Origin of the sequence: Aliarcobacter cryaerophilus ATCC 43158 (assembly GCF_003660105.1) — a bacterium.
Classification (GTDB): domain Bacteria; phylum Campylobacterota; class Campylobacteria; order Campylobacterales; family Arcobacteraceae; genus Aliarcobacter; species Aliarcobacter cryaerophilus.
In genome coordinates, this window is record NZ_CP032823.1 from 1,708,472 (window position 1) to 1,734,056 (window position 25,585).

28 protein-coding genes are annotated in these 25,585 nt (G+C 27.9%); 22 read left to right on the top strand and 6 right to left on the bottom strand.

Annotation, left to right across the window (positions count from 1 at the left end; all coding sequences use genetic code 11):
• The first annotated feature begins 56 nt into the window (after positions 1–56).
• The 10 genes from ACRYA_RS08630 to argS all read left to right on the top strand — a co-directional run bounded on the left by ACRYA_RS08630 (position 57) and on the right by argS (position 7,600).
• Positions 57–1,355: a S41 family peptidase gene (locus ACRYA_RS08630; protein WP_105916799.1), complete on the top strand. Its 1,299-nt coding sequence runs from the start codon at positions 57–59 to the stop codon at positions 1,353–1,355.
• 13 nt (positions 1,356–1,368) lie between these two features.
• Positions 1,369–2,322: a phosphoribosylaminoimidazolesuccinocarboxamide synthase gene (locus ACRYA_RS08635; RefSeq protein WP_105916800.1), complete on the top strand. Its 954-nt coding sequence runs from the start codon at positions 1,369–1,371 to the stop codon at positions 2,320–2,322.
• Positions 2,323–2,363: 41 nt separating this feature from the next.
• Positions 2,364–2,609 (top strand): phosphoribosylformylglycinamidine synthase subunit PurS, encoded by a 246-nt coding sequence (gene purS / locus ACRYA_RS08640; RefSeq protein WP_105908335.1) that lies wholly within the window; start codon positions 2,364–2,366, stop codon positions 2,607–2,609.
• Between the two features lie 2 nt (positions 2,610–2,611).
• Complete coding sequence (purQ, locus tag ACRYA_RS08645) at positions 2,612–3,283, top strand: phosphoribosylformylglycinamidine synthase subunit PurQ (protein ID WP_105916801.1); 672 nt, start codon at positions 2,612–2,614, stop codon at positions 3,281–3,283.
• Between the two features lie 34 nt (positions 3,284–3,317).
• Positions 3,318–4,388, top strand: a complete 1,071-nt coding sequence (locus tag ACRYA_RS08650; RefSeq protein WP_105916802.1) for a hypothetical protein — start codon at positions 3,318–3,320, stop codon at positions 4,386–4,388.
• Positions 4,375–5,061 carry a lysophospholipid acyltransferase family protein gene (locus tag ACRYA_RS08655; RefSeq protein WP_105916803.1) on the top strand — a complete coding sequence of 229 codons (687 nt, stop codon included), beginning with the start codon at positions 4,375–4,377 and terminating at the stop codon, positions 5,059–5,061. The genes ACRYA_RS08650 and ACRYA_RS08655 overlap by 14 nt, the downstream gene beginning before the upstream one ends.
• Positions 5,051–5,437 (top strand): fluoride efflux transporter CrcB, encoded by a 387-nt coding sequence (gene crcB / locus ACRYA_RS08660; protein ID WP_105916804.1) that lies wholly within the window; start codon positions 5,051–5,053, stop codon positions 5,435–5,437. The genes ACRYA_RS08655 and crcB overlap by 11 nt, the downstream gene beginning before the upstream one ends.
• A gap of 65 nt (positions 5,438–5,502) precedes the next feature.
• Complete coding sequence (gene tatA / locus ACRYA_RS08665; RefSeq protein ID WP_105916805.1) at positions 5,503–5,733, top strand: twin-arginine translocase TatA/TatE family subunit; 231 nt, start codon at positions 5,503–5,505, stop codon at positions 5,731–5,733.
• Positions 5,734–5,750: 17 nt separating this feature from the next.
• Positions 5,751–5,975 carry a twin-arginine translocase TatA/TatE family subunit gene (gene tatA, locus ACRYA_RS08670; RefSeq protein ID WP_105916806.1) on the top strand — a complete coding sequence of 75 codons (225 nt, stop codon included), beginning with the start codon at positions 5,751–5,753 and terminating at the stop codon, positions 5,973–5,975.
• A gap of 35 nt (positions 5,976–6,010) precedes the next feature.
• Positions 6,011–7,600, top strand: a complete 1,590-nt coding sequence (gene argS, locus ACRYA_RS08675) for an arginine--tRNA ligase (RefSeq protein ID WP_105916807.1) — start codon at positions 6,011–6,013, stop codon at positions 7,598–7,600.
• Positions 7,601–7,620: 20 nt separating this feature from the next.
• On the opposite strand, the gene rsfS is transcribed toward argS, so the two are convergent.
• The gene (gene rsfS, locus ACRYA_RS08680) at positions 7,621–7,947 is read right to left on the bottom strand and encodes a ribosome silencing factor (protein WP_105916808.1); all 327 of its coding nucleotides are present in this window, start codon (positions 7,945–7,947) and stop codon (positions 7,621–7,623) included.
• Positions 7,944–8,486, bottom strand: coding sequence for a nicotinate (nicotinamide) nucleotide adenylyltransferase (gene nadD / locus ACRYA_RS08685; RefSeq protein WP_105916809.1), 543 nt, complete (start codon positions 8,484–8,486; stop codon positions 7,944–7,946). The genes rsfS and nadD overlap by 4 nt, the downstream gene beginning before the upstream one ends.
• 90 nt (positions 8,487–8,576) lie before the next feature.
• On the opposite strand from nadD, the gene gap reads away from it, so the two are divergent.
• From gap to ACRYA_RS08735, 10 genes are all read left to right on the top strand, one after another.
• Positions 8,577–9,575, top strand: a complete 999-nt coding sequence (gene gap / locus ACRYA_RS08690) for a type I glyceraldehyde-3-phosphate dehydrogenase (protein ID WP_105916810.1) — start codon at positions 8,577–8,579, stop codon at positions 9,573–9,575.
• Positions 9,576–9,583: 8 nt separating this feature from the next.
• Complete coding sequence (locus tag ACRYA_RS08695; RefSeq protein WP_105916811.1) at positions 9,584–10,786, top strand: phosphoglycerate kinase; 1,203 nt, start codon at positions 9,584–9,586, stop codon at positions 10,784–10,786.
• Positions 10,787–11,500: a triose-phosphate isomerase gene (locus ACRYA_RS08700; RefSeq protein WP_105916812.1), complete on the top strand. Its 714-nt coding sequence runs from the start codon at positions 10,787–10,789 to the stop codon at positions 11,498–11,500.
• Entirely contained in the window at positions 11,497–12,327 is an 831-nt protein-coding gene (gene fabI, locus ACRYA_RS08705) for an enoyl-ACP reductase FabI (protein WP_105916991.1), read from the top strand. The genes ACRYA_RS08700 and fabI overlap by 4 nt, the downstream gene beginning before the upstream one ends.
• 102 nt (positions 12,328–12,429) lie before the next feature.
• On the top strand, positions 12,430–13,638 hold the full coding sequence (gene lysA, locus ACRYA_RS08710; protein ID WP_105916813.1) for a diaminopimelate decarboxylase: 1,209 nt from the start codon (positions 12,430–12,432) through the stop codon (positions 13,636–13,638).
• A gap of 10 nt (positions 13,639–13,648) precedes the next feature.
• Positions 13,649–14,728, top strand: coding sequence for a chorismate mutase (gene pheA, locus ACRYA_RS08715; protein ID WP_105916814.1), 1,080 nt, complete (start codon positions 13,649–13,651; stop codon positions 14,726–14,728).
• A gap of 12 nt (positions 14,729–14,740) precedes the next feature.
• A complete protein-coding gene (gene hisC, locus ACRYA_RS08720; protein WP_105916815.1) occupies positions 14,741–15,844 on the top strand; it encodes a histidinol-phosphate transaminase in 1,104 nt (367 codons plus the stop codon).
• 9 nt (positions 15,845–15,853) lie between these two features.
• Positions 15,854–17,656, top strand: coding sequence for a 1-deoxy-D-xylulose-5-phosphate synthase (gene dxs, locus ACRYA_RS08725; protein WP_105916816.1), 1,803 nt, complete (start codon positions 15,854–15,856; stop codon positions 17,654–17,656).
• Between the two features lie 127 nt (positions 17,657–17,783).
• The gene (locus ACRYA_RS08730; protein WP_105916817.1) at positions 17,784–18,806 is read left to right on the top strand and encodes a cytochrome-c peroxidase; all 1,023 of its coding nucleotides are present in this window, start codon (positions 17,784–17,786) and stop codon (positions 18,804–18,806) included.
• A 91-nt stretch (positions 18,807–18,897) separates the two neighbouring features.
• Positions 18,898–20,040, top strand: a complete 1,143-nt coding sequence (locus tag ACRYA_RS08735) for an MFS transporter (protein WP_228199744.1) — start codon at positions 18,898–18,900, stop codon at positions 20,038–20,040.
• Here ACRYA_RS08735 and maf read toward each other — a convergent pair.
• A complete protein-coding gene (gene maf, locus ACRYA_RS08740; RefSeq protein WP_105916818.1) occupies positions 20,023–20,586 on the bottom strand; it encodes a septum formation inhibitor Maf in 564 nt (187 codons plus the stop codon). The two genes, ACRYA_RS08735 and maf, sit on opposite strands and share 18 nt — an antisense overlap.
• 68 nt (positions 20,587–20,654) lie before the next feature.
• Between maf and ACRYA_RS08745 the strand changes: the two genes are divergently transcribed.
• Entirely contained in the window at positions 20,655–21,938 is a 1,284-nt protein-coding gene (locus ACRYA_RS08745; RefSeq protein WP_105916819.1) for a tellurium resistance protein TerC, read from the top strand.
• A gap of 10 nt (positions 21,939–21,948) precedes the next feature.
• Here ACRYA_RS08745 and ACRYA_RS08750 read toward each other — a convergent pair whose 3' ends face one another.
• Positions 21,949–22,524, bottom strand: a complete 576-nt coding sequence (locus ACRYA_RS08750) for an NlpC/P60 family protein (protein WP_105916820.1) — start codon at positions 22,522–22,524, stop codon at positions 21,949–21,951.
• 82 nt (positions 22,525–22,606) lie between these two features.
• Positions 22,607–23,263, bottom strand: coding sequence for a GDSL-type esterase/lipase family protein (locus ACRYA_RS08755; protein ID WP_105916821.1), 657 nt, complete (start codon positions 23,261–23,263; stop codon positions 22,607–22,609).
• 124 nt (positions 23,264–23,387) lie between these two features.
• Between ACRYA_RS08755 and ACRYA_RS08760 the strand changes: the two genes are divergently transcribed.
• Positions 23,388–24,794 carry an anion permease gene (locus ACRYA_RS08760; protein ID WP_105916822.1) on the top strand — a complete coding sequence of 469 codons (1,407 nt, stop codon included), beginning with the start codon at positions 23,388–23,390 and terminating at the stop codon, positions 24,792–24,794.
• 37 nt (positions 24,795–24,831) lie between these two features.
• On the opposite strand, the gene ACRYA_RS08765 is transcribed toward ACRYA_RS08760, so the two are convergent.
• Positions 24,832–25,578 (bottom strand): sulfite exporter TauE/SafE family protein, encoded by a 747-nt coding sequence (locus tag ACRYA_RS08765; RefSeq protein WP_105916823.1) that lies wholly within the window; start codon positions 25,576–25,578, stop codon positions 24,832–24,834.
• Between the last annotated feature and the right edge of the window lie 7 nt (positions 25,579–25,585).

Sequence of the window (25,585 nt, forward strand, 5' to 3'; positions counted from 1 at the left end):
CTTTTATAAACTTTTTTGTATAATTTTAGCCTATAAATTTTAAAGGTTATCGCGAAATGAATAAACTATTAATAGCAACATCTATTGCTTTTGTATTATCTCAAAATATATTTGCAAAAGAAGCGCCTGTTGAAAACGAACAAACAAGATTTGAATCTTTATCAAAGCTTACAAAAGTTATTGGAACTGTTGAAAAGTATTATGTTGATGATATTAAACTTCAACAAATTGTTGACAAAGCATTAAAAGGTTTAATGCAAGAATTAGATGCACATTCAAGCTATTTGGATAAAAAAGCAAGTAAAGAGATGAGTATTGCAACTTCTGGAGAATTTGGTGGATTAGGAATTACTGTTGGTATGAGAGATGGTGCTTTAACTGTTATATCTCCAATAGATGATACTCCTGCATTTAAAGCAGGTGTAAAATCAGGAGATATAATCCTAAAAATAAACGATACTTCAACTATTGGAATAACTTTAGATGAAGCTGTAAATATGATGAGGGGTGAGCCTAAATCAGATATTAAACTAACAATTGTAAGAAAAGGTGATAATAAACCTCTTGAAATTGCTATGAAAAGAGATATTATAAAAGTTCAATCTGTTTTTGCAAAAAAAATAGAGGGAGAAAATCTTTTATACCTTAGAATTTCAAGCTTTGATACAAAAGTTACAAATGATTTAGAAAAAGCTATCAAAGAGAATAAAGATGTAAAAGGAATAGTTCTTGATTTAAGAAATAACCCTGGTGGTCTTTTAAATCAAGCAATCGGTGTTGTTGATTTATTTGTAAAAAATGGAGTTATTGTTTCACAAAAAGGAAGAGATGTTACTGATGAAGAAAAATTTGAAGCAAGCAAATTTGGAACAAAAACAGATTTACCTTTGGTTGTTCTTGTAAATGAAGGTTCTGCTTCAGCATCTGAAATTGTAAGTGGTTCTTTACAAGATCACAAAAGAGCTATTTTAGTAGGTGAAAAAACTTTTGGAAAAGGTTCAGTTCAAGCTGTACTTCCAATAGACAATGAAAAAACTGAAAACATCAAATTAACTATTGCAAAATACTATTTACCAAGTGGAAGAACAATCCAAGCAGAAGGTGTAACGCCTGATATTATAGCGAGTGCTGGAAAAGTTGTTCAAAGTGAAGATAATGGTTTAAAAATAAAAGAAGCTGACCTTAAAAAACATCTTGAAGGTGAGCTAAACAAAGTTGATGATAAATTAAAAGCTGAAGAAAAAGCAGTAAAAGATGAGAGTAAAAAAATCATTTCAAAAGATGATTTACAAAATGATAATCAATTAAATACATCTTTAGCCGTTTTAAAAAGCTTAATTATAATGAATAAATAATTTAGGAAATTTTATGAATATTGAAAAAATAAAATCTTTAAATCTTTGGCCAGAGAATAAAAAAACAACTACACAAAAAGGTTTTGATGAGTTAGAAAATATTGGCTACAATCTTTTTTATATAGGAAAAAATGCAGATTTATACAGCTGTCCAGGTGATGAAGCAAAAGTTTTACTTGTAAGAAGTGATAGAACATCTGTTTTTGATATTCCTTTAAATTTTGAAATTAAAGGAAAAGGAATTATACAAACTGAGATATCAAACTTTGGAGCAAAATTTGCAGCAAATAGTGGTATAAAAACTGCAATTTTAGATGAAAAAATATCTAGTAACATATCTGTTGCTCCTAGATGTCAACTTATGAAATTATGTAAAGCTCTTGAAGCAACTATTGATGGTGAAATCGTACAGTTTGAATTAATTTTTAGAAACTACTTAACTGGCTCTTTATTTCAAGCTTTACAAGATGGAAAAGATCCATATGGATTAGATTTAGCTTCAAATTTAAAAGAGTGGCATAAATTTGAAACTCCACTTTTTACACCAACAACAAAAGGCTTAAAAGATGAGCCTCTAAACTCTAAAAAAGTAAGAGATACTTTCCCTGAAATTATCTCTAATTTAGAAAAACTTTTTAAAGATTTTACAACTTTTGCAGAAGATAGAGGAATAGTTGTAGTTGATACAAAGTTTGAAATTTTTGTAGATGAAGATGGGAAATGGGTTTTAGGAGATGAAGTTTTAACTCCTGAAAGTTCAAGATTTATAGCTTTAGAAGATTTTAAAAATAATAACTTCATCTCAATGGATAAACAAATTTTAAGAGATTTTGGTAAAAAAGAAAACTGGAAAGAACAATCAAAATCTTTAAAATCTGGTGAAAAATTAGAAGTTAATGTTCCAAAAGAGATAGAAGATAAAATATTAAGCGGATATAAAACAATTTTAGAAAGACTAAGCAAATAAATCTTTAGATATAATTTGCAAAAAAATTTAGAGGAAAAATGATGAAAGCAATAGTAAATGTAGGTTTAAAAAAAGGTGTTTTAGATGATCAAGGTAAAGCAATAAACCATGCTTTAGGAACTTTGGGATTTAAAGATTTAATATCAGATGTAAGAGTTGGAAAACAAATTATTATAGAATTAAACTCAAATGATAAAGAAAAAGCAAAAGAAGAAGTTGTAAAAATGTGTGAAAAACTTCTTGCTAATACTGTAATTGAAGATTATAGTATAGATATAGTTGGTTAATTATGAAAGTAGCAGTTCTACAATTTCCAGGAACAAACTGTGAATTTGATGCAAAATATGCTTTTAGTAAACTTGGTTGTGAAGTTGAAGTTATTTGGCACAAAGAAGGTAAACTTCCAGAAAATACAGATTTAGTTGTTGTACCAGGTGGTTTCTCTTATGGTGACTATTTAAGAAGTGGTGCAATTGCTAGATTTGCAAATATTATGGAAGATGTTAAAAAATTTGCCACAAATGGTGGAAAAGTTTTAGGAATTTGTAATGGTTTTCAAATTCTTTTAGAAGCTGGACTTCTTCCAGGTGCAATGAAAAGAAATGATACTTTACACTTTATTTCAAAATATCATACTCTTAAAGTTATTGATAATAACAATGATTTTTTAAGACTTTTAAATGTTGGAGATGTTGTAAATATTCCAGTTGCTCATCATGACGGTAACTATTTTATTGATGAAGTTGGATTAAAAGAGCTTGAAAAAAACAATCAAATACTTCTAAAATATTGCACAAAAGATGGTGAAGAAACGAATATGAATGGTAGTGTTTCAAATATTGCTGGAATTTGTAATAAAGAGAGAAATGTATTTGGTCTAATGCCTCATCCAGAAAGAGCTATTGAAGAGATTTTAGGTTCAACTGATGGTGTAAATATGCTAAAAGGTTTATTAAAATAGAAGAGTTCTTCTATTTTAATATAGCTAATAATTTATGAAAAAAGTATCTATACTCTTTTTAATTTTTGCAACTTTTTGCTCAATAAACTTGTTTGCATCAAAAAACTTATATTTATCATATACAAAAACCCCAACAAATATATACAAAAATCAAAAATTTGAGATAAAAATTGAAGCTATGATTACTACTTCAAATTTTACAAATATAAGTACAAAATTTTTAAACTCTTCAAATATTGAAGTTTTAAATCCAAACTCTTCTTGGAAAAAAATATCAAATGAGAAATATGAAAATAGCTACTACCTCAAAGTAAAAAATACAAATTTTTCACTACCTCTTTTTGAGATTAATCTTTTTAATTCAAATGAACTAATAGATCAAAGTACACTAGAACCTTTACAGCTAAAAATCTCAAATATTGGAAAAGTTGATGATAGATATTCCAATATCGTAGCTGAAAATATTATATTAAAAGCATATAAAACAAAGCAATATAATAATGACAATGCACTTACAATAATTGATTTAGATGCAATAAACTCAAATTTGAGTGATTTTTCTTTAAAAAATATAGAAGAACAAGGAGTTTCAAGTATAAAAGAGTGGGAGAATATTGAAAATTTAGTTTACTATTTTGTGACTCCAATTTTTCAGAAAAATCTAATATTTACATATTTTAACACTACGACAAATAGTTTCAAAGAGGTAAAAGTACCACTTATTTTACAAAATGAGTTAGTAAGCACACAAACTGATTTAAATCCAAATGATTCAACTTTTGAAAAATATAAAAAAATAGCTGCTATTGTTGTTTTTGTAATTTTTCTTTTGATTTATATTTGGAAAAGATGGAAAATTGTTCTATTTTTAACTTTTATATCTTTAATTATTGCTATTTTATATAATTTACCAAATCAAAAAGGTGTAATAAAAACAGACTCATATATATATATTTTACCAACAAAAAACTCAACGGTATTCTTTAAAACACAAAAAGATGAAAGAGTTGAAGCTTTAGAAAAAAGAGAAAACTTTGTAAAAGTTTTAGGAGTTGATAGTGATTTTATTGGTTGGGTAAAGGAGGAGAGTTTTGAAAAAAATTAGAGGATTAATAGTTTTCATACAGTTTTCCATAAGTGTTGCAATTGTTGTATTTTTTATGTATTTATTTAAAAATCATACACATAAAGTCATAAAAATATGGATGAAAATCCAGATGTTTTTTCTTGGAATAAAGCTTGAACTTGAAGGAAGATTAGATGAAAACTGTGATTTAATTTTAATAAATCATCAATCTATGCTTGATATTATAGTAATGGAGCATCTACATAATAGAAATATAGCTTGGGTTGCAAAAAAAGAGATAACAGACCTATTCTTTTTTGGACACATTATAAAAGCACCAAAAATGATAAGTATTGATAGAGAGAATAAAGCTGGACTTATTCATCTTTTAAGTGAATCAAAAGATAGATTATCAAAAGGTCGTCCAATTGCAATGTTTCCTGAAGGTACAAGAAGTGATGGAACTTACATTGGTGATTTTAAAGCTGGTGCAAAAATGGTTGGAAATAAATTTAACTTAAAAGTTCAACCAGTTGTTATGTTTAATACTAGAAATATAGTGAATTCTCAAAAAATGGAAGCAGCACCTGGAGTTGTTAAAGTTATATATTTAGATCCTGTTATTGCAAGCAAAGATACATCTTGGTATGAAGATTGCGAGAAAAACATGAAAGAAGTTTTTCAAAAAGAGTACAAAAACTATGTCTCTTAATTGGCAAATAACTCTTGCTGTTGGATTTGGTGGAGCATTTGGTTCTATTTTAAGATTTTATGCTGTAGATTATGTGCATAAAATGGAGTTAGGAAATTTTCCTTATGGAATACTTCTTGTAAATATTTTTGGCTCTTTTATAATAGGTATTTTATATGCCTATTTCTCTACACATGATGTTTCAACTATAATTAAAGCATTTTTAATAGCTGGATTTTTAGGTGGTCTTACAACATTTTCTACATTTGCATTAGATAGTTATTTACTTTTTAATAGCTCACTAAATTTTGCTATATTAAATGTTTTGTCAAATATTATTGGGTCAATATTTTTTGTATTAATTGGCTTTAGACTAGCTATGTTTTTAATAAAGTGATTATAGTTAAAAATCTTTAAGCTTTTTTGGTTATAATATTTTTTATATCAAAAAAAGGAATAGCTATGCATATGCCAAGTGGTATGCAATTATTAGTAATTGTTTTAATCGTGTTAATTTTATTTGGTGGGAAAAAAATCCCAGAACTTGCAAAAGGTTTAGGAAGTGGTATTAAAAACTTCAAAAAAGCTGTAAAAGAAGATGATGAAGAAGTAGCAACTGCTTCAAAAATAGAAGAGAACGAGAAGAAAACAGATACAAAATCAACTTCTTCAACAGAAACAAAACAATCTTAATTTTATAAAGGATTTTTATGAGTATGCCAAGCGGAATGGAACTAGTAATTATAGTTATAATTATATTGATTTTATTTGGTGGGAAAAAAATCCCAGAACTTGCAAAAGGTTTAGGAAGTGGTATTAGAAACTTCAAAAAAGCTATCAAAGAAGATGATAATGAAGAAGTAGCAAATAAACCAACGGAAACAGATAAAAAAGCTGAAATACCAACACAAAAAGAAGAGACAAAAAATTCATAACATATGAATTTTATAATAAATAATAAGAGAAGAACTTGCAAAATATAGTTAAAGAATTTATAGAGAAAAAATTAGAAAAAAGTATTGTTTTAGAAAAACCAAAAGATAGTTCACTTGGTCATTTTGCAACTCCTGTTGCTTTTTCTTTGGCAAAAGAGCTAAAAAAATCTCCTATGATTTTAGCAGATGAATTGGTTTTAAAACTTCATAATATTGAATTATTTGAAAAAATTGAAGCCGTAAAAGGTTTTATAAACTTTACTTTATCAAAAAGTTTTATAGAAAAGCTTGCAAATGAAGCATTATCAAAAAAAGATGCTTTTGCAAAAGGTGACAAAAAAGATGAAAAAATACTTTTAGAGTATGTGAGTGCAAATCCAACAGGTCCCCTTCATATTGGGCATGCAAGAGGTGCTGTTTTTGGAGATACTTTATATAAAGTTGGAAAATATTTAGGATATGATATTACAACTGAGTATTATATAAATGATGCTGGTGCTCAAATGCAGCTTTTAGGAATAAGTGTTAGTTTAGCTGCTAGAGATTTTATATTTAAAGAAAAAGTAAAATATCCAGAAAGTTACTATAGAGGTGAATATCTAGTAGAAATTGCTGAACAAATTATAGAAAAATACGGAAAAGATATTATCTATGATGAGAGCAGATTTGAAGAGATGGCAATTTTTGCAAAAGATATAGTAATGCAAATAATCATAAAAGATTTAGCTGATTTAGGAATAAATTTCCAAAATTTTGTATCTGAAAAATCACTTTATAGCTCTTGGGTTAGCACAAAAAATGTTTTAGAAAAAAATGGTTCACTTTACACAAAAGATGAAAAAGTTTATCTAAACTCAACTAAATTTGGTGATGATAGCGATAGAGTTGTTGTAAGAGAAAATGGAATTCCAACATATTTAGCTGGTGATATAATCTATCATAAAAATAAATTTGACAGAGAGTTTGATAAATATATAAATATTTGGGGAGCTGACCATCACGGATACATCACAAGAGTAAAAGCTGCTATTGAGTTTTTAGGAAATGACTCTTCTAAGCTAGAAGTAATTTTATCTCAAATGGTTCAACTACTTAAAGGTGGGCAACCTTATAAAATGAGTAAACGTGCTGGAAATGTGATTTTAATGTCTGATATAACAGCTGAAATTGGAAGTGATGCTTTAAGATTTATATTCTTAACTAAAAAGAGTGATACTCACTTAGAGTTTGATATTGATATGTTGAAAAATCAAGACTCTTCAAATCCAATTTTTTATATAAACTATGCACATGCTAGAATAAATCAAGTTTTTGTAAAATCATCTTTAAATATTGAAGATGTTGAAAATGAGAGTTTTGAAGCTTTAAATAGTGAGGCTTTAAATTTAGTTTATGAATCACTTCTTCTAAAATCTGTTTTAGAAGATGCTTTCTCAAAAAGAGACATGCAAAAAATAACAGAATACTTATACAATTTAGCTTCTAGTGTACATAAGTTTTATAATGAACATAAAATTATTGGAAGCAATGAAGAAAGAAGTTACTTAAAAGTTTTAAGTATGGCAAAATTAAGTCTAAAAACAGGGCTCAAACTTCTTGGAATTGAAGCAAAAGAGATTATGTAATCTCTTTTGTTTTTATTATGTTACTCTTTTGGTCTTTGAAAACTCTCTAAAAAATCTTCAAGATTATATTTTTCTCTATATTTTTCGCTCATTAAATGAATAAAAACATCTCCTAAGTCAATAACAGTCCAGTTATCATCTTCATCAACTCTTAAAAACTCTTCACCACTTGGTTTTAATTCAGTTTTTAAATGGTCTAAAAGTGCAAAACCATGTTTTGGATTTAAAGTTGTAGCAATCACAACATAATCCACTAAATAATCTTTTGATGTTAAATCAAAAATCTCAATATCAGAGGCTTTTTTATCATCTAAAATATCTCTAATTTTATTTATTCTACTATTCAAATTTTTCCTTTTTTTAAATTTATTAAATCTTGCCAAATCTCTTGTGGCACAAAGTTTAAATCTAGATCTTCTTTTAGCTTTGTAGAGCTAATATCTATACTTATATCAAGAGTTTTAAACTCATTTGAGACCAAATCATAACCATCTCTTTTTGCAACAACAAACTCTAAATTCTCTTTTAACTCATCTATGTTGTGCCATCTATTAAGAGATTTAAGGTTATCTTGTCCTATTATAAAGTAGATTTTACTAGGATTTATCGAAGCTTTAATATATCTTATTGTTTCATAAGTGTAGCTTAGTTTTTTTTGATTTATCTCAAAATCACAAATCTCAACTCTTTTTTCATCTTTAAAAACTTTTTGCAAGAGTTTAAATCTCTCTTTTGGTTCAAATAAAAAATCTTTTTTAAAAGGGTTAAGATATGTGGGAACGATGATTAACTTATCAATATCTAGTTCTCTTAAAGCTGTTTCCACAATCTTTTTATGAGCAATATGAATTGGGTCAAAACTACCACCAAAAATCGCAATTTTCAAAAAAAACTTACCTTTGTTTTATGATTAAATTATATTATAGCAATTTTTAGATAAAATATTTGCCATTTAGAATTTTAATAAAGGGATTAGATGGCTATTAAAGTTGCAATAAACGGATTTGGGAGAATAGGAAGATGTGTAGCTAGAATTATTGCTACAAGAAGTGACATAGAGTTAGTTGCTATAAATGATACAGCAGAAGCTTCAATGCTTGAATATATCACAAAATATGATACAGTTCATGGAACTTTTGAAGGTGATGTTAAAGTTGATAATGGTTACCTAAAAATGGGGAAAATCAATGCAAAACTTTATTCAACAAGAGATGCAAAAGAGTTATCTTTTGCAAAAGATTGTGGAGCTGAAATTGTTTTAGAGTGTACTGGTGCATATTTAACTCAAGATAAGTGCCAAGTTCATATTGACAATGGTGCAAAAAAAGTTGTTATGAGTGCTCCTGCGAAAGATGATACTAAAACTTATGTTGTAGGTGTAAATGAACACACTTATAATGGAGAAAAAATTGTATCAAATGCTTCTTGTACTACAAACTGTCTTGGACCAATAGCAAAAATAATTGATGACGCTTTTGGGATAGAAAAAGGTTTAATGACAACTATTCACTCATATACAAATGACCAAAACATCCTAGATGTAAAACATAAATCTGATAAAAGAAGAGCTAGAGCTGGTGCTGCTAACATGATTCCTACAAGCACTGGTGCTGCAAAAGCTATGAAATTAATAATGCCTCAACTTGATGGTAAATTACATGGTCAAAGTGTAAGAGTCCCAACTCCAAATGTTTCAATGGTAGATGTAAATTTCTTAATTAAAAAAGATACTACAAAAGAAGAAATCAATGCTTTATTTACTCAAAAATCAAAAGAACTTTCTGGAATAGTAGCAGTTGATAATGATATGCTAGTTTCAAGTGATCTTATAGGAAATACAAATTCAACAATTATTGCTTCTGACCTAACTCAAGTTATTGGTGGAAATATGATAAAAATTATGAGCTGGTATGACAATGAGTGGGGATATTCTGCTAGACTTGTAGATTTAGCTATTTATGTAGCAAAAAAATAAGGAATAATATGAAACTTCAAGAGATAAAAAACATAGATATTACTGGTAAAAAAGTATTTATAAGATGTGATTTTAATGTTCCTGTTGATGAATACAATAATATTACTGATGATAGAAGAATTAGAAGTGCTCTAAACACAATTAGATATTGTATTGATAATGACTGCTCTGTTATACTAGCTAGTCACTTTGGAAGACCAAAAGGTGGCTTTGAAGAAAAATATTCACTTTCTCCAATAGCAAAAAGATTACATATTTTATTAAAACAAGAGATAAAACTAGCACCAAATGTAGTTTGTAGTGAAACTTTAAAAATGGCTAATGAGTTAAAAACTGGCGAAATCATGCTTTTAGAAAATATGAGATTTGAAGCTGGTGAGACAAAAAATGATGAAGAACTTAGTAAAAAATTAGCTTCTATGGCAGATGTTTATATAAATGATGCATTTGGAGTTTCTCATAGAGCTCACTCTTCTGTTGAAGGAATTGCAAAATATTTTGATATGAATCATAAAGCTGCTGGATTTTTATTAGCAAAAGAGATTAAATTTTTCCACCATATTGTTGAAAATCCTAAACGTCCATTTGTTTCAATAGTTGGTGGTTCAAAAGTATCTGGAAAACTTGAAGCTCTTTATAACCTTGTTCCAAAAGTTGACAAAATTGTAATTGGTGGTGGAATGGCATTTACATTCCTAAAAGCACAAGGTCATGAAATTGGAAAATCACTTGTTGAAGAGGATCTAATTCCTGAAGCTTTAAAAATAATGGATTTAGCAAAACAAAAAGGTGTTAAACTTTATTTACCAGTTGATATTGTTGCAGCTGAAGCTTTTGATGCTGAAGCAATAGCAAAAATTGTTCCAGTTCAAGAGATGCCAAAAGCTTGGATGGGACTTGATATAGGACCTGCAACTGCACTTTTATTTAGTGAAGTTTTAAGTGATGCAAATACTATTTTATGGAATGGACCAATGGGTGTTTACGAGATGGAAAAATTTGCAAAAGGAAGTACAAAAATATCTCATGCAGTAGCTAGTTCATATGCAACAACTGTTGTTGGTGGTGGGGATACAGCTGATTTAGTAAGAATTACTGGTGATGAAGATGATATGACATTTATATCTACTGGTGGTGGAGCTTCTTTAGAGTTAATAGAAGGAAAAATACTACCTGGAGTTAAAGCATTAGTTATTGAGGATGATAAATAAATGCCTATAATTGCAAGTAATTTTAAAACAAATCATACAAGAAAAAGTACAAGTTTATTTGTTAAAAAATTAAATGAATATTTAGAATCAAATGAAGTTCAAGATGAAGTTTACATATTCCCTACTTCAACATCTTTAGATTCATTTGAATTAAATTCTAAACTTTTTATTGGTGCTCAAAATGCATATCCTACTCAAAATGGATCTTTTACTGGCGAAATTGGTTTTGAGCAACTTAAAGAGTTTGATATAAAAACTATTTTAATAGGTCACAGTGAAAGAAGACATATTTTAGGTGAAACTCAAGAAGAGATTTCAAAGAAATATGAGTTTTATAAAAATTTAGGATTTAAAATTATTTATTGTATTGGCGAGCCTTTAGAAGTAAAAAAAGATGGTTTAGAAAAAACTTTAGAGTATATTTTTGAACAATTTATTGGAATTGATACAAATAATGAAAATTTAATTCTTGCTTATGAACCAGTTTGGGCTATTGGAACAGGTGTAACTGCAACAAACGAAGATATAAAGCAAGTACATAATGCAATAAAATCTAAAATTAATAAACCTTTGCTTTATGGTGGAAGTGTAAAAGTTGAAAATGTAAAAGAGATTTGCGAAATAGAAAATGTTGATGGAGCTTTAATTGGAACAGCTTCATGGAAAATAGAAGATTTTATAAAAATTTTAGAAAATACAAAGGATATAAGATGATAATGAAGGGTAAAAAAGGTGTTATTTTAGGTGTTGCAAATGATAAATCAATTGCTTATGGAATTGCAAAAGCATGTGCAGCACAAGGTGCACAAATTGCATTTACTTATTTAAATGATGCGCTTAAAAAAAGAGTTGAACCAATAGCTGCTGAGTTTGGAAGTTCTAATCTAGTTTATCCTTGTGATGTATCTAAACCTGAAGAGATAGTTGCTTTAAGAGAGTCTTTAAAAAAAGATTTAGGAGAGATTGATTTTATTGTTCACTCGATTGCATTTGCTCCAAAAGAAGGTCTTAGTGGAAGATTTCACAATATAACAAAAGAAGCATTTGATATTGCAATGGATGTTTCTGTATTCTCTTTAATAGAAGTTACTCGTGAATTAAAACCACTTTTATCAAATAACTCTTCAATTTTAACTCTAACTTACTATGGTGGAGCAAAATATATTCCAAATTATAATCTAATGGGTGTAGCAAAAGCTGCTTTAGAGATGACTACAAAATATTTAGCTGAAGATCTTGGACGTGATGGGACTAGAGTAAATGCAATTAGTGCAGGTCCAATTAAAACTTTGGCAGCTGCTGGAATTGGTGATTTTAGATTTATGCTAAAATGGAATGAAGCTCACTCACCTTTAAAGAAAAATGTATCTATAGATGAAGTTGGAAACTCTGGAATGTACTTATTAAGTGATTTAAGTAGTGCAGTAACTGGTGAAATTCACTATGTTGATAGTGGATTTAATATAATGGGTATGCCAGCAGTTGAATTTGATGAAGATGGTGGAAAACCAAAAATTGCTTGGAATGGAACTGATAAGTAAATTTTAAAAGATAAGAATTTTTTCTTATCTTTTTTTATATCAAAATTTTAAATTTAAACTTTCAAGAGTTTAGATTTAAAATTTTAACAATAGGATTATTATATGAATATAGATTTTAAGGCATTGGCAAACAAATATCAAACACCGTATTATGTTTATGATTTTGATCATATTACAGCTCAATATACACAATTAAAAGAGTCTTTTAGAGCAAGAAAATCTTTAATTGCATATGCAGTTAAAGCAAATTCAAATTTAAGTGTAATAAAACATTTAGCAAATCTAGGAGCAGGTGCAGATTGTGTTAGTATTGGAGAGGTTAAACGTGCTTTAAAAGTAGGAATTCCTTCATACAAAATAATATTTTCAGGTGTTGGAAAAAGTGATGATGAAATTAAAGAAGCTTTAGAACTTGATATTTTAATGATAAATGTAGAGAGTGCTGAAGAACTAAATAGAGTTGAAACTATTGCGAAAGAGCTAAATAAAGTTGCAAGAATCTCTATAAGAGTAAATCCAAATATTGATCCAAAAACTCATCCATATATATCAACTGGGCTTCATGAAAATAAATTTGGTGTAGATATTGATACAGCAAAAAGAATGTATATTCAATGTAAAAATAGTGAAGCTTTAGACCCAACTGGAATTCATTGTCATATTGGATCTCAACTAACTCAACTTCAACCAATTAAAGATGCAATCAAAATAGTTGCTGATTTAATTAGAAATTTAAAAGCTATTAAAATAGATCTATCTTTTATGGATGTGGGTGGAGGATTAGGAATTGTTTACAAAGATGAAGTATTAATTGATACGTATGAATATACTCAATCTATTTTAGATGTTCTATTTGGACTTGATTTGACAATTATTTGTGAACCAGGAAGATTTATAGTTGGAAATTCTGGAGTTTTTATAACAAAAGTTTTATATGAAAAAGTAAATGGAAACAAAAGATTTGTTATAGTTGATGGAGCGATGAATGATTTAATAAGACCTGCTTTATACAATGCTTATCATAAAATTGAAGTTTTAAATGACAATAAAGAGTTTAGTGATTGTAATCTAGTAGGTCCTGTATGTGAAAGTGGTGACTTTTTTGCAAAAAATATAGAATTACCAAAAACCGCTCATAATGACTTAGTTGCAATTTATAGCGCTGGAGCTTATGGGTTTACAATGGCAAGTAACTACAATACAAGAGGAAGAGTAGCAGAAATTGCTGTTGAAAATGGAATTGATAGACTAATTAGAAAAAGAGAAACTTTTGAAGATTTAATTGCTTTAGAAGAAGAGTTTATAAAATAAGGTAAATTTTATGTCAAATGAAGATGGATTATTAGAGCTAAGAGAACAACTGGATAATATAGACAATAAGCTTCTTGACCTTTTAAATGAAAGAATGCAATTAGTTCATAAAGTTGGAACTTTAAAAGCAAAAAGTGGCGGAGCTATTTATCGACCTGATAGAGAAAAATCTATTATTGATAGACTTGAAAAAATCAATCAAGAAAAAGATGGTCTTTTAAATAGAAGTGCTATAGAAGCTCTTTTTTTAGAAATATTTGCAATATCAAGAAATATAGAATTACCTGAGAATATTGGATATTTAGGTCCTCAAGGAAGCTTCACTCATCAAGCTGCAGAAGCTAGATTTGGAGCTATGAGTTCTTATGTTTCAATTAGTTCTATAAAAGGTATTTTCAAAGAGTTACAATCTAAAAAAATAAAATTTGGAGTTGTTCCAATAGAAAACTCTTCAAATGGTATAGTAAACGATACAATAAATGGTTTTACAAATTTTAACTCAAAAATAGTTGCTGAAGTTATATTAAATATTCATCATACATTAGCTACAACTTGTGATAAAATTGCCGATATTAAAAAAATATATTCAAAAGATATAGCATTTGATCAGTGTAGAAAGTTTTTAACAAATTTTGGACTTGATGAAGTTGAACTTATTCCTGTAGAATCAACAACAAAAGCTGCAAAACTAGCAGCAAATGAACCAAATAGTGCAGCAATTTGTGCACATGTTGCTGCAAAATTGTATAATCTTCCAATCTTATTTGAAAATATAGAAGATAAAGACAACAATAAAACAAGATTTTTTATCTTAAGTGATTTTGAAAATAGTCCAAGTGGAAATGATAAAACTTCGATTTTAGTAAATCTTCCTGATGAACAAGGTGGATTAGTAAGATTTTTAAATGATTTCAATAATGAAGGAATAAACTTAACAAAAATAAAATCACATATAGTTGAAGGAAACTCTATATTTTTTATAGATTTTGATGGACACAAAGATGATGCAAATGTTAAAAAAGTTCTTGAAAAACATAAATCTAGTATTAAAATTTTAGGCTCTTACGTAAAAGAGATAAAAGATATTTAAAAGGAAAATAAAATGAAATTTAATAAAGTATTAAAAAATTTATCAACTTATGAAGCTGGAAAACCAATAGAATTAGTTGTAAGAGAGTATGGAATAGACCCAAAAGAGGTTGTAAAACTAGCTTCTAATGAGAATCCATATGGTACTAATCCAAAAGTTGTAACTAAAATAAAAAATTTAGTAAAAAATATGCACCTATATCCTGATGACTCTATGTTTGAATTAAAAGAAGCTTTAGCAAATAAATTTAAACTTGAGAGTAAAAATGTAATTATTGGTTCTGGAAGTGATCAAATTTTGGAGTTTGCAATTCATGCAAAATGCAAAAAAAAGTCAAAAGTTTTAATGGCAAAAACAACTTTTGCTATGTATGAAATTTATGCAAAACAAGTTGGAGCTGAAATTATCAAAACAGAATCATCTCAACACAACCTTAAAGAGTTTAGTAATCTTTATAAAAAATATGGAGCTGATATTATTTTCTTATGTATCCCAAATAATCCACTTGGAGAGTGTTTGGATAAAAAAGATATTTATGAATTTTTAGAAACTATTGATAAAAATACTTTAGTTATAGTTGATGGCGCTTATCAAGAGTATGCAAGCTTTAAAGATGAGAAAAAAAGAATTTGTCCAAAAGATTTAATAGAAAAATTTCCAAATGCAATATATTTAGGAACTTTTTCAAAAGCTTATGCTCTTGGAGGAATGAGAGTTGGTTATGGTTTGGCGCAAGAGGATATTATTTCAACTTTTTATAAAATCAGAGCTCCTTTTAATATAACAACTTTAAGTTTAGCAGCTGCTATTGAAGCTTTAAAAGATGAGGAGTTTGTACAAGATTGTATAGAAAAAAACTTTATTGAGATGAAAAGATATGAAAAGTATTGTCAAGATAACGGTTTTGAATATATTCCTTCATATACAAATTTTATTACAATTTTATTGAAAAATTTTATATCAAAAAATGTAGCTCAAAAACTTTTAGAAAAAGGTATGATTGTTCGAGATTTAACTGGTTATGGATTAAACGCAATTAGAATAACTATTGGAACAAATGAACAAAATACAAAACTATTTAAACTTTTGGATGAAGTTTTAGAAGAGTTAAAATAGAGTTTAGTGATGGAAGTAAAAGGAAAATCATTAAAAGAGTTAGATGAGTTATCTTCTAAAATACGAGAGCGAATTATTGATGTTGTTTCAAGAAAAGGTGGACATTTTTCTTCAACTTTAGGGGCAGTTGAATTAACTATTGCAATGCATTATGTTTTTGATGTAGAAAATGATCCATTTATTTTTGATGTTTCCCATCAATGTTACCCGCATAAACTTCTTACTTCAAGATGGGAAGAGTTTGAAACGATTAGACAATTTGGTGGTTTAAGTGGTTTTACAAAACCAAATGAAAATAAAGCTGATTATTTCGTAGCAGGTCATAGTTCAACTTCAATTTCTCTAGCTGTTGGAGCTGCTAAAGCTATAAAATTAAAAGCTGAAAATAGAGTTCCTGTTGTTATGATAGGTGATGGTTCTATGAGTGCTGGGATGGTATATGAAGCACTAAATGAGCTAGGAGATTTAAAACTTCCAGTTGTAATAATTTTAAATGACAACGAAATGAGTATAGCAAAACCAATAGGTGCGATATCAAAATATCTATCAAAACTTTTAGCTGGAAAATTTTATCAAAGTTTTAAAACAAGTGTTGATAAATTCATACGTAACAATATGCCAGAAGGAACAACATATCTAGCAAAAAGAGTTGAAAACTCTTTTAAATTAATAACTCCTGGAATTTTATTTGAAGAGATGGGAATCGATTATATTGGTCCTATTGATGGACATGATATTGAGGAAATTATTGAAGTTTTAGAAATTGCAAAATCTATGAATAAACCAGTAATTGTTCATGCAAGAACAGTAAAAGGTAAAGGATATAAAATTGCAGAAGGACAACATGAACATTGGCATGGAGTTGGACCTTTTAATATTGAAGATGGTGAATTTATAAAAAAAAGTGCAGAAAAAAGTGCTACATCAGTTTTTTCAGATGCACTACTTAAGCTAGCTTGTAAATATGAAAATATTGTTGGTGTAACTGCTGCAATGCCAAGTGGAACTGGAATGGATAAATTAATAAAAGAATTTCCAAATAGATTTTGGGATGTAGCAATTGCTGAACAACATGCAATTACTTCAATGGCTGCTATGGCAAAAGAAGGGTTTAAACCGTTTATTACAATATACTCTACATTTTTACAAAGAGGTTTTGATCAAATTATTCACGATGTTTGTATTATGAATCTGCCTGTTGTGTTTGCTATGGATAGAGCTGGAATTGTTGGAAATGATGGTGAAACTCATCAAGGAGCTTTTGATATTAGTTTTTTAAGATTTATTCCAAATATGGTTTTATTTGCTCCTAGAGACAACGAAACATTAGAATATTCTTTAGATTTTGCATACTCTTTAAATAGTCCATGTGCTATTAGATATCCAAGAGGCGCATTTTCTAAACTTGATTTTCAATCTTCTAAATTTGAATTAGGAAAGTCAGAATTACTTAAAAATGGTACTTCAAATAAACTTTTTATTGGATATGGAAGTGGTGTAGGAAAGGCAATTGAAGTCGAAAAATTACATAATGAAGATATTGCTATTTTAGATTTAAGATTTGTAAAACCCCTAGATATTGATACTTTAATAAATTTATCAAAAAAATACGACTCTTGGTATATTTTTAGTGACTCAAGCAAACAAGGCGGTGTTTTAAGTGCTATATTAGAGGCATTAAGTGAAAATAGTGTTACAAATATATCTTTAAAATCTTTCGAATATGATGACAATTTTATAGAACATGGTGACACAAAAAAAGTTGAAGAGTCATTGCAACTTTTACCAAAACAACTCGTAAATCTAATTTAAAACAAGACAAAATCTATCTTGTATTATAAGTTAAATTTATAATAATATTTCAAAAAAACTATAAATTTAACTTCCATTTAATAAAATTTATCCTATGATTTATTAAATCATTTAGGAGGATTTTATTATGAAACTACAAATTTCTTTAGCACTACTTTTGGGTGCAAGTACACTTTTTGCAAATGAATCTTTGATTACAAAAGCAAAAAATTCAGGTTTGGAAGCTATTCCTTCAAATAAACAAGTTTTAATGAAACTAATCAATGATCCAAAAGATCCAATTACAGATTCAAAAGTTGAGCTTGGTAAAAAGCTATATTTTGATCCAAGACTTTCAAGAAGTAATCTTATTTCATGTAACACTTGTCATAATTTAGCTCTTGGTGGAGCAGATGCAGTTCCAGCAGCTATCGGTCATGGTTGGACAGCAAACCCACACCATTTAAACTCTCCAACAGTTTATAACTCAGTATTTTTTAAAGCACAGTTTTGGGATGGAAGAAGTCCTCATTTAGCTGATCAAGCTGCTGGTCCTATTCAAGCAGGTCCAGAAATGGCTGCACCTCCAGCACTTGTTGTTGAAAGAATTAACTCAATCCCAGCTTATGTTGAAGAGTTTAAAAAAGCATATGGTAAAGATGTAAAAGTTGATTTTGATAAAATCACAGGTGCAATTGCTACATTTGAAAGAACTTTAGTTACTCCATCAAGATTTGATAAATTCTTAAGTGGTGATACTAAAGCTTTAACAAAAGAAGAACAAGAGGGTTTAACTACATTTTTAAACAAAGGTTGTACAGCTTGTCACACAGGAATTGCTCTTGGTGGTACAATGCAACCATTTCAAGTTGCTAACAAATATAAATTTATAACTGTTGGTGATTTTAAAGGTGATGAAAATGGTATGGTTAAAACACCTACTCTTAGAAATATTACTGAAACTGCTCCATATTTCCACAATGGACAAATTTGGTCACTAGCAGATGCAGTAAAAGAGATGGGTTCTGTACAGTTGGGAATTGATATATCAGATAATGATGCGGCTAAAATTGTAACATTTTTAAAAGCACTAAAAGGTACTAAACCAACTATTACTTATCCACAACTTCCAGAATCAACAAATTCTACACCAAAACCATCATTTGATTAATAAAATTAGGGCTTAAGCCCTAATTTTAACCTTTTGCTTAACTCTAAACAAATACTTTTAAGAGTAAAATCCATTTTTAAAAGGATTTTATTTGAAAAGTAATTTGCTAATTATTATTTATGGTCTTATTGTTACAATGTCTGTTATGTATGCAACACAACCTCTACAACCACTTCTTGCATCAAAATTTAATATCTCTATTATAGAAGCTTCACAATTTACAGCGGTTATTCTATTTTTTCTCGCAGTTGCACCAATAATTTATGGATATATTTTAGAAAAAGTAAATGCAAAGAAAATGTTAATAAATGCTTCAATAGTTCTACTTATTACAAATATTTTATTAGGATTATCTCAAAATTATGAACTCTTTTTATTTTTTAGAGTTTGTGAAGCCTTAGTAATTCCAGCTATTTTGACATCTTTGATGAGTATTTTGGCAAATATAGATAAAGAAAATATAAAATTTAATATGTCTATTTATGTTGCAGGAACTGTTTTTGGTGGACTTATAGGAAGACTATTTTCTGGATTTATAGCAACAACTCTATCATATGAATATGTTTTTTACTCTTTATCTTTTGCTATATTTTTATCTATTATTTTAATTAAAAAATTAAACTTCAATGGTGAAGCAACAATCATCAAACCAAAAATTATAGATATTGTAAATATATTAAAAGATAAAAGATTTGTAGTAATTTATTTTGTAATGTTTTTTGTATTTTTTGTATTTTCTGGGGTTCTAAATGTTTTGCCTTTTCGTGCAAAAGAATTATCATCCAACTTTTCGGAGTTTCAAATTGCTCTTTTGTATTTGGGATATGGTATGGGAATTTTGGTATCTCTTACATCAAAAAAAATTGTATCATTTTTCAAAGGAGAGATAAATACAATATTTATTGCTATTATTTTTTATATTTTTTCAATTATTTTTTTAATAAATGAAAATATTTCATATCTATTCTTATTTTTATTTTTAGTTTGTATAGGAATGTTTACAACTCATACTGTTAGTACTCAACTTGCAAATTCAATGAAAAATTCACAAAAATCACTAACTTCTGGAATGTATCTTACTTTTTACTATTTAGGAGGAGCAAGTGGTTCAATTATTCCTTCGTATATTTACAAAGCCTTTGGGTGGAATATTATGCTTACTTTTTTTGTATTTTTAATTATTATTGTAGCTTTAGTTGTTTTTTTTAATAGAAAACTATTTAAAAGTATTTGAATTTAAAAATGGAATTAATTTTTCTATACTAAGCCCCATGGCTGTACTTTCCAAACCTTTTACACTTTTTATATAGGGTTTACAAAAGCCTTCAACCATAATAGCTCCTGCTTTTCCAAAACACTCTTTGCTATTTAGATAATCTTCCATATCTTTTTTATTAAATTCCATAAAATCATAAGTTGTAATAGATATATCAATTAACTCTAAATTTTTACTTTTATAAATCATACAAGAAATTACACTTGTTTTGTTTCCACTTTGAAGCTCTAACATTAATTTAGCATCATCATAATCTTTTGGTTTTCGAAGAAGTTTTTCTTGACATGTTACAACACTATCAGCAACAAGCAAAGGCATCTCTTCTACTCCAAATTTAGAATAAAGCTCATCAAATTTACCTTTTGTAGCTAAAAAACAAAACTCTTTTGGGTTTGTAGTATTTATGCTATCTTCATCAAAGTTTCCACCATTTTGCACAAATTCTATATTAAAAGCCTCTAAAATTTTAGCTCTTGTAGAAGAGTTTGAACCTAATCGTATCAAAGCAAGTCCTTTTTTATTTGGATTATACTAAGTTTTTATATAATACGATTTTAATAAAAAGGTTTTAAATGCTTTATTTTTCAAGATTTGGTGGAGTTTTTATATTCTTGAGTTTTATTTTCTCAATTTATTCATATTTTTTTGATAATAAGTTAAAAATGATTTCAGTTGTTTTTATTTGGCTTGCTTCTTTAATACTATTTTTTACAATAAAGTCAAAAAAACTTATATTAACTCTACTATTTTTTACACTTATCTCATTTTTATATAGCTATTTTAATAATTTTTATATAGACATTGAAAAATCATTTAGTGTAAATTTGTATCTCTTAACTCTTTTAATTAGTGTTGGCTTTTTAAAGCTAATAACTACCCCTAAAAAAGACAAAGAAGAGTTACCTAGTGGTAAAATATCTTTTATTAAGACTTATTTAGGAGTTCATCTATTTGGTTCTATTATAAATCTATCTGCACTACTTTTAGTTGCTGATAAAATGTATAAAAAATCAAATTTATCACCTTTACAAATTATTGTTTTAACTAGATCTTTTGCAAGTGATGCTTACTGGTCACCTTTTTTTGTTGCTTTTGCAGCAGCTTTAACATATGCTCCAAATCTAAATACCTTTTCAATAATCTCTTTTGGAACAATTATAGCTTTAATAGCATTTTTTATTACATATCTTGAAGTAATAAAAAGTAAATTTGATTTAGCTAGTTTTTATGGTTATCCTCTATCTTTACAAACATTATATCTACCTCTTATATTAGCTTTTTTTGTTCTACTAACTCACTATTTTTATCAAGACTTTAAAATAATATTATTAATATCCTCTTTTGCATTTTTACTTACAATATTTATTTTACCAATAAAAAAAGGTTTAAAAAATAGTCTTAAGATTTTAAAATTTCATATTATAGATGAATTACCAAAAATGAAAAGCGAAATATCTCTTTTTTTAGTTGCAGGACTATTTGGAATAATGGCAGGTAGTGTACTTTTAGGACTTCAGTTCACCCTACCATTTGAAGTTTTTGATTATAAAGTTGCATCAATTACTCTTTTAATATTCATTATCTTAGCTTTTGTTGGAATTCATCCAATTATCTCTATATCAATTTTAGGAGATTTTTTTGTCAACGCAAATCACACACTACTTGCTATGACATTTTTGATGGCTTGGGCAACAACAGTATCAACTTCTCCAATATCTGGATTAAATCTTACAATGAGTGCTAGATATAATTGTAATCCCAAAGAGATATTCAAATTAAATATATTTTATGCCTTAAAAATGTATCTAGTTTGTGTGATTTTACTTTTTATTATGTCTAATATTTTGGGGATTTAAAGTTACAAAACTATTTTAAAACTCTTGTAGCTTTCCAATATCTATTTCTAAAATAGTCATCATCAATTTTAGAGATTGTAACTCCAATTTTTGTAGAAGCATGCATAAACTCACCGTTTTCTATATAAATACCTACATGCTTTGTTTTTCCTGTGTGAAAAAATACTAAATCACCCATTTGCAATTCACTCTTTTTAATCGTTGTTCCAACAAGTGATTGAGATCTACTATCTCTAGGAAGTTTTAAATCAAACTTTTCTAAAATAGCTTTTTGCACAAATCCAGAGCAATCTATCCCTTTTTTTGTGTATCCACCCATTCTATATTTTGTACCTTTCCACTCATTATAAAAACTAAATAACTCATTATTTATAGCCATATCTCTTTTTGACATATACTTTGAATATGTAATATCATCTATAAAATTATGATTTTTTAAATGCTTTTGGTCTTGATTTAACTTACCATCGTATGAATATTTATTATCTGGAGTAGAGAGGTTATTTTGACTTGTAGAGGTTGTTGCACAACCAGAGAAAATGAAACTAAATAAAACAATTGTAAGTAAACTAGTCCTTATTCTCATACTTTTCCCTTTTTGTCAAAATAAAATGTTTTTCATTGTACAAAAAAACAAATCTAGTTGTCAAGCATTATTGCTCATTTTTTTAATATTTAAGCTTTTTTAAAGTTTCTATCCATAATTTATAAGCATCTGCATTTAAATGTAAATCATCTTTTGTAAAATTCTTTAAAAGAGTTTTTTGTGGTGCAAAAATTGGATTTAAATTTATAAAAACAATTTTATTGATTTTTGCAAACTCTTCTAATTTTTGATTTAGCTTTTCAATTTTTTGATTAAAATTTTGTTTTCTACTCTCTCCTATATATAATGTAGCTTGAATAACAACATCTATATTTTTTTCTTGAAAGAATTTTATAATCATTTTATAGTTTTCAAAAACTAGATCTTCACTACTGCCTCTCATAATATCATTTACACCAATCATTATAAAGACTCTTTTTATGTTTGGATTTATAGTATAAAGTCTATCTAAAACTCCAAATGTAGTATCTCCACTAATTCCTCTATTTTGAACTACCATTCCCCAAAGTTCACTCCATTCACCCTCATCAGTAATAGAATCACCCAACATCATAGTTTCAATATTATTTATATCTTTTAACATCTCAAACTGACTAACTTTATGTTTATAATAAGGATCATTTTGAATTTTCCACTCTTCAGATTTTACTACTTCATTTGCACTACATACAACAAAAAACATTCCTATAAAAAATGTAATTAATAATTTATTTTTCAATATATCTCCTAATTTTTAATAGAGTATAACAAAAATTCTATTATAAATATTATTTAATTTATTCTTATAATCTATATGTAATAAATTTATATTATAATTCCTTAATTTTTTATTAGGAGGTTTTATGTCTTCACGAACTATAAAACTGCTAGCTCCAGTGCTAGTAGTATTGGTTATGTGGTTTATTCCAGCACCAGAGGGCTTATCGCAAAATGCTTGGCATTTTTTAGCAATATTTTTAGCAGTTGTAATTGGTCTTATTCTTGAACCTGTTCCTGCCGCTCTTGTAGGATTTACTGGTATTTCAGTAGTAGCTATTTTAGGATTAATTGGAAATTCTAAAGAGAGTGTAAACTGGGCATTAAGTGGTTTTTCAAATAGTGTTATTTGGCTAATTTTTGCTGCATTTATGTTTGCTGCTGGTTACAAAAAAACAGGTCTTGGAAGAAGAGTATCTTTGATTATGGTTAAATATATGGGAAAAAGTACTCTAGGCTTAGGTTATGCAGTTGCATTTTCTGATTTAGTTTTAGCTCCATTTATGCCATCAAATACTGCAAGAAGTGGAGGAAGTATCTATCCTGTAGCTATTAATATTCCACAAATTTTCAACTCTCTTCCAGATAATGAGCCAAGAAAAATAGGTTCATACATCTCTTGGGTTGCAATAGCATCAACATGTGTAACAAGTTCTATGTTTTTAACTGCACTTGCACCAAACTTACTAGCTGTTGATTTAATTGCAAAAGGTACAGGTCATGCTATAACTTGGATGGAGTGGGCAAAAATTATGATACCACTAATGGTTCCTTTGTTTCTTTTAACTCCATGGCTAACTTATGTAATATATCCACCTACACAAAAAAAATCTCCAGAAGCTCCAAAATGGGCTGCTGAAGAGTTAAAAAAACTTGGAAATATTACATTTAAAGAGTACTTGATGGCAGGGCTTGCAACGGTAGCTTTAGTTTTTTGGATATTTGGAAAAGAACTCGGAGTTGATTCAACAATAACTGCAATTAGCATTGTTTCTATAATGATCTTATCAGGTATTATTACTTGGGATGATTTACTTTCTGATAAAGCTGCATTTAATGTATTTATCTGGTTTGCTACATTAGTTGCTTTAGCTGATGGATTAAAAAAAGTTGGTATTTTAGATTTTATAGGTAAAAATTCACAAGCAATGCTTTCAGATTTAAGTCTAACATCACTTATAATAGCTTTAATACTATTGTTTTATGTTTTACATTACTTTTTTGCTAGTACAACAGCTCATGTTACTGCATTAGTTCCATTGTTTATGGTTATTGCTTCTACATTTATACCTGCTGAACAATTATTAACATTTACTATTCTTTTAGCTGGTAGTTTAGGTGTTATGGGAATTATTACTCCTTACGGTTGTGGTCCTTCTCCTATTTGGTATGGAGCTGGATATATATCACAAGGAAAATGGTGGGCACTAGGAGCAATTTTTGGTACTATTTATCTTATTCCTATAATTATTGGTGTATTTATATTTATATAAGATATTATGAGGGTGGGATAAATATCCCATCTTCAATTTAAAAAATTGTTTGTAAAATCAAAGCTATTGCCATTAAAAATAAAAAAACTTTAATAAACTTGAAATAATTATCTGAATCTATTTTTTTTCTTAAATTAAAACCTATTATCAAACAAATTCCAACGATTAAAATATTATATAAAGATATTTCTAATATCTCTTGAGTAAATGAACCATGGTATAGAAAAATGACTATTTGAATAATTTTTCCAAACATAAAACAAAGATTTGTAGATTGAATTATCTCTTTTTTAGTCTGTCTTGATTCTAAAGAATAGATAATTAAAACTAATGCCATAACATTTGTTAAGCCACCAATAATACCTGCACTTAAACCAAATACAATAGTTGCTAAATTTTGTTTACTCCTTACCCAAGGCATTTCAAAAGATATTTTTTGACTAAAAAGATAAAAAATAATTGAGATTGCTAAAAGAAATTTAAATATTTCAGAATTACTATAAATCAAGATTTGTGTTCCTATGGCACTTCCAATCATAGCCATAAGAGCTAAAGGATAAAACCTTTTTATGGTTTGTAAAAAATTTCCTTCAATAATTAATACGCTTAAATTTAATACTAAAGTTGGAATAGCAACATAGATAACAGCTGTTTTAATATCTGTAACCATTGCAAGAAGAGGAGTTGCTATCATAGGAAAGCCAAAACCAATAGTAGCTTGAACTAATGCCGATAAAAAAATAATAATAGAAGCAAAAATTAAAAATTCTGTGGTAAATTCCATAATAAAT

What these genes read in the sequence shown, in the direction of transcription:
- ACRYA_RS08700 (WP_105916812.1), top strand. Translation starts at nt 10,787, where the DNA reads ATGCCTATAATTGCAAGTAATTTTAAAACAAATCATACAAGAAAAAGT.
- purS (WP_105908335.1), top strand. Translation starts at nt 2,364, where the DNA reads ATGAAAGCAATAGTAAATGTAGGTTTAAAAAAAGGTGTTTTAGATGAT.
- pheA (WP_105916814.1), top strand. Translation starts at nt 13,649, where the DNA reads ATGTCAAATGAAGATGGATTATTAGAGCTAAGAGAACAACTGGATAAT.
- ACRYA_RS08765 (WP_105916823.1), bottom strand. Translation starts at nt 25,578, where the DNA reads ATGGAATTTACCACAGAATTTTTAATTTTTGCTTCTATTATTATTTTT.
- ACRYA_RS08760 (WP_105916822.1), top strand. Translation starts at nt 23,388, where the DNA reads ATGTCTTCACGAACTATAAAACTGCTAGCTCCAGTGCTAGTAGTATTG.
- dxs (WP_105916816.1), top strand. Translation starts at nt 15,854, where the DNA reads ATGGAAGTAAAAGGAAAATCATTAAAAGAGTTAGATGAGTTATCTTCT.
- ACRYA_RS08730 (WP_105916817.1), top strand. Translation starts at nt 17,784, where the DNA reads ATGAAACTACAAATTTCTTTAGCACTACTTTTGGGTGCAAGTACACTT.
- purQ (WP_105916801.1), top strand. Translation starts at nt 2,612, where the DNA reads ATGAAAGTAGCAGTTCTACAATTTCCAGGAACAAACTGTGAATTTGAT.
- crcB (WP_105916804.1), top strand. Translation starts at nt 5,051, where the DNA reads ATGTCTCTTAATTGGCAAATAACTCTTGCTGTTGGATTTGGTGGAGCA.
- ACRYA_RS08650 (WP_105916802.1), top strand. Translation starts at nt 3,318, where the DNA reads ATGAAAAAAGTATCTATACTCTTTTTAATTTTTGCAACTTTTTGCTCA.
- lysA (WP_105916813.1), top strand. Translation starts at nt 12,430, where the DNA reads ATGAATATAGATTTTAAGGCATTGGCAAACAAATATCAAACACCGTAT.
- ACRYA_RS08635 (WP_105916800.1), top strand. Translation starts at nt 1,369, where the DNA reads ATGAATATTGAAAAAATAAAATCTTTAAATCTTTGGCCAGAGAATAAA.
- ACRYA_RS08695 (WP_105916811.1), top strand. Translation starts at nt 9,584, where the DNA reads ATGAAACTTCAAGAGATAAAAAACATAGATATTACTGGTAAAAAAGTA.
- ACRYA_RS08750 (WP_105916820.1), bottom strand. Translation starts at nt 22,524, where the DNA reads ATGAGAATAAGGACTAGTTTACTTACAATTGTTTTATTTAGTTTCATT.
- hisC (WP_105916815.1), top strand. Translation starts at nt 14,741, where the DNA reads ATGAAATTTAATAAAGTATTAAAAAATTTATCAACTTATGAAGCTGGA.
- tatA (WP_105916806.1), top strand. Translation starts at nt 5,751, where the DNA reads ATGAGTATGCCAAGCGGAATGGAACTAGTAATTATAGTTATAATTATA.
- gap (WP_105916810.1), top strand. Translation starts at nt 8,577, where the DNA reads ATGGCTATTAAAGTTGCAATAAACGGATTTGGGAGAATAGGAAGATGT.
- ACRYA_RS08630 (WP_105916799.1), top strand. Translation starts at nt 57, where the DNA reads ATGAATAAACTATTAATAGCAACATCTATTGCTTTTGTATTATCTCAA.
- tatA (WP_105916805.1), top strand. Translation starts at nt 5,503, where the DNA reads ATGCATATGCCAAGTGGTATGCAATTATTAGTAATTGTTTTAATCGTG.
- ACRYA_RS08745 (WP_105916819.1), top strand. Translation starts at nt 20,655, where the DNA reads ATGCTTTATTTTTCAAGATTTGGTGGAGTTTTTATATTCTTGAGTTTT.
- fabI (WP_105916991.1), top strand. Translation starts at nt 11,497, where the DNA reads ATGATAATGAAGGGTAAAAAAGGTGTTATTTTAGGTGTTGCAAATGAT.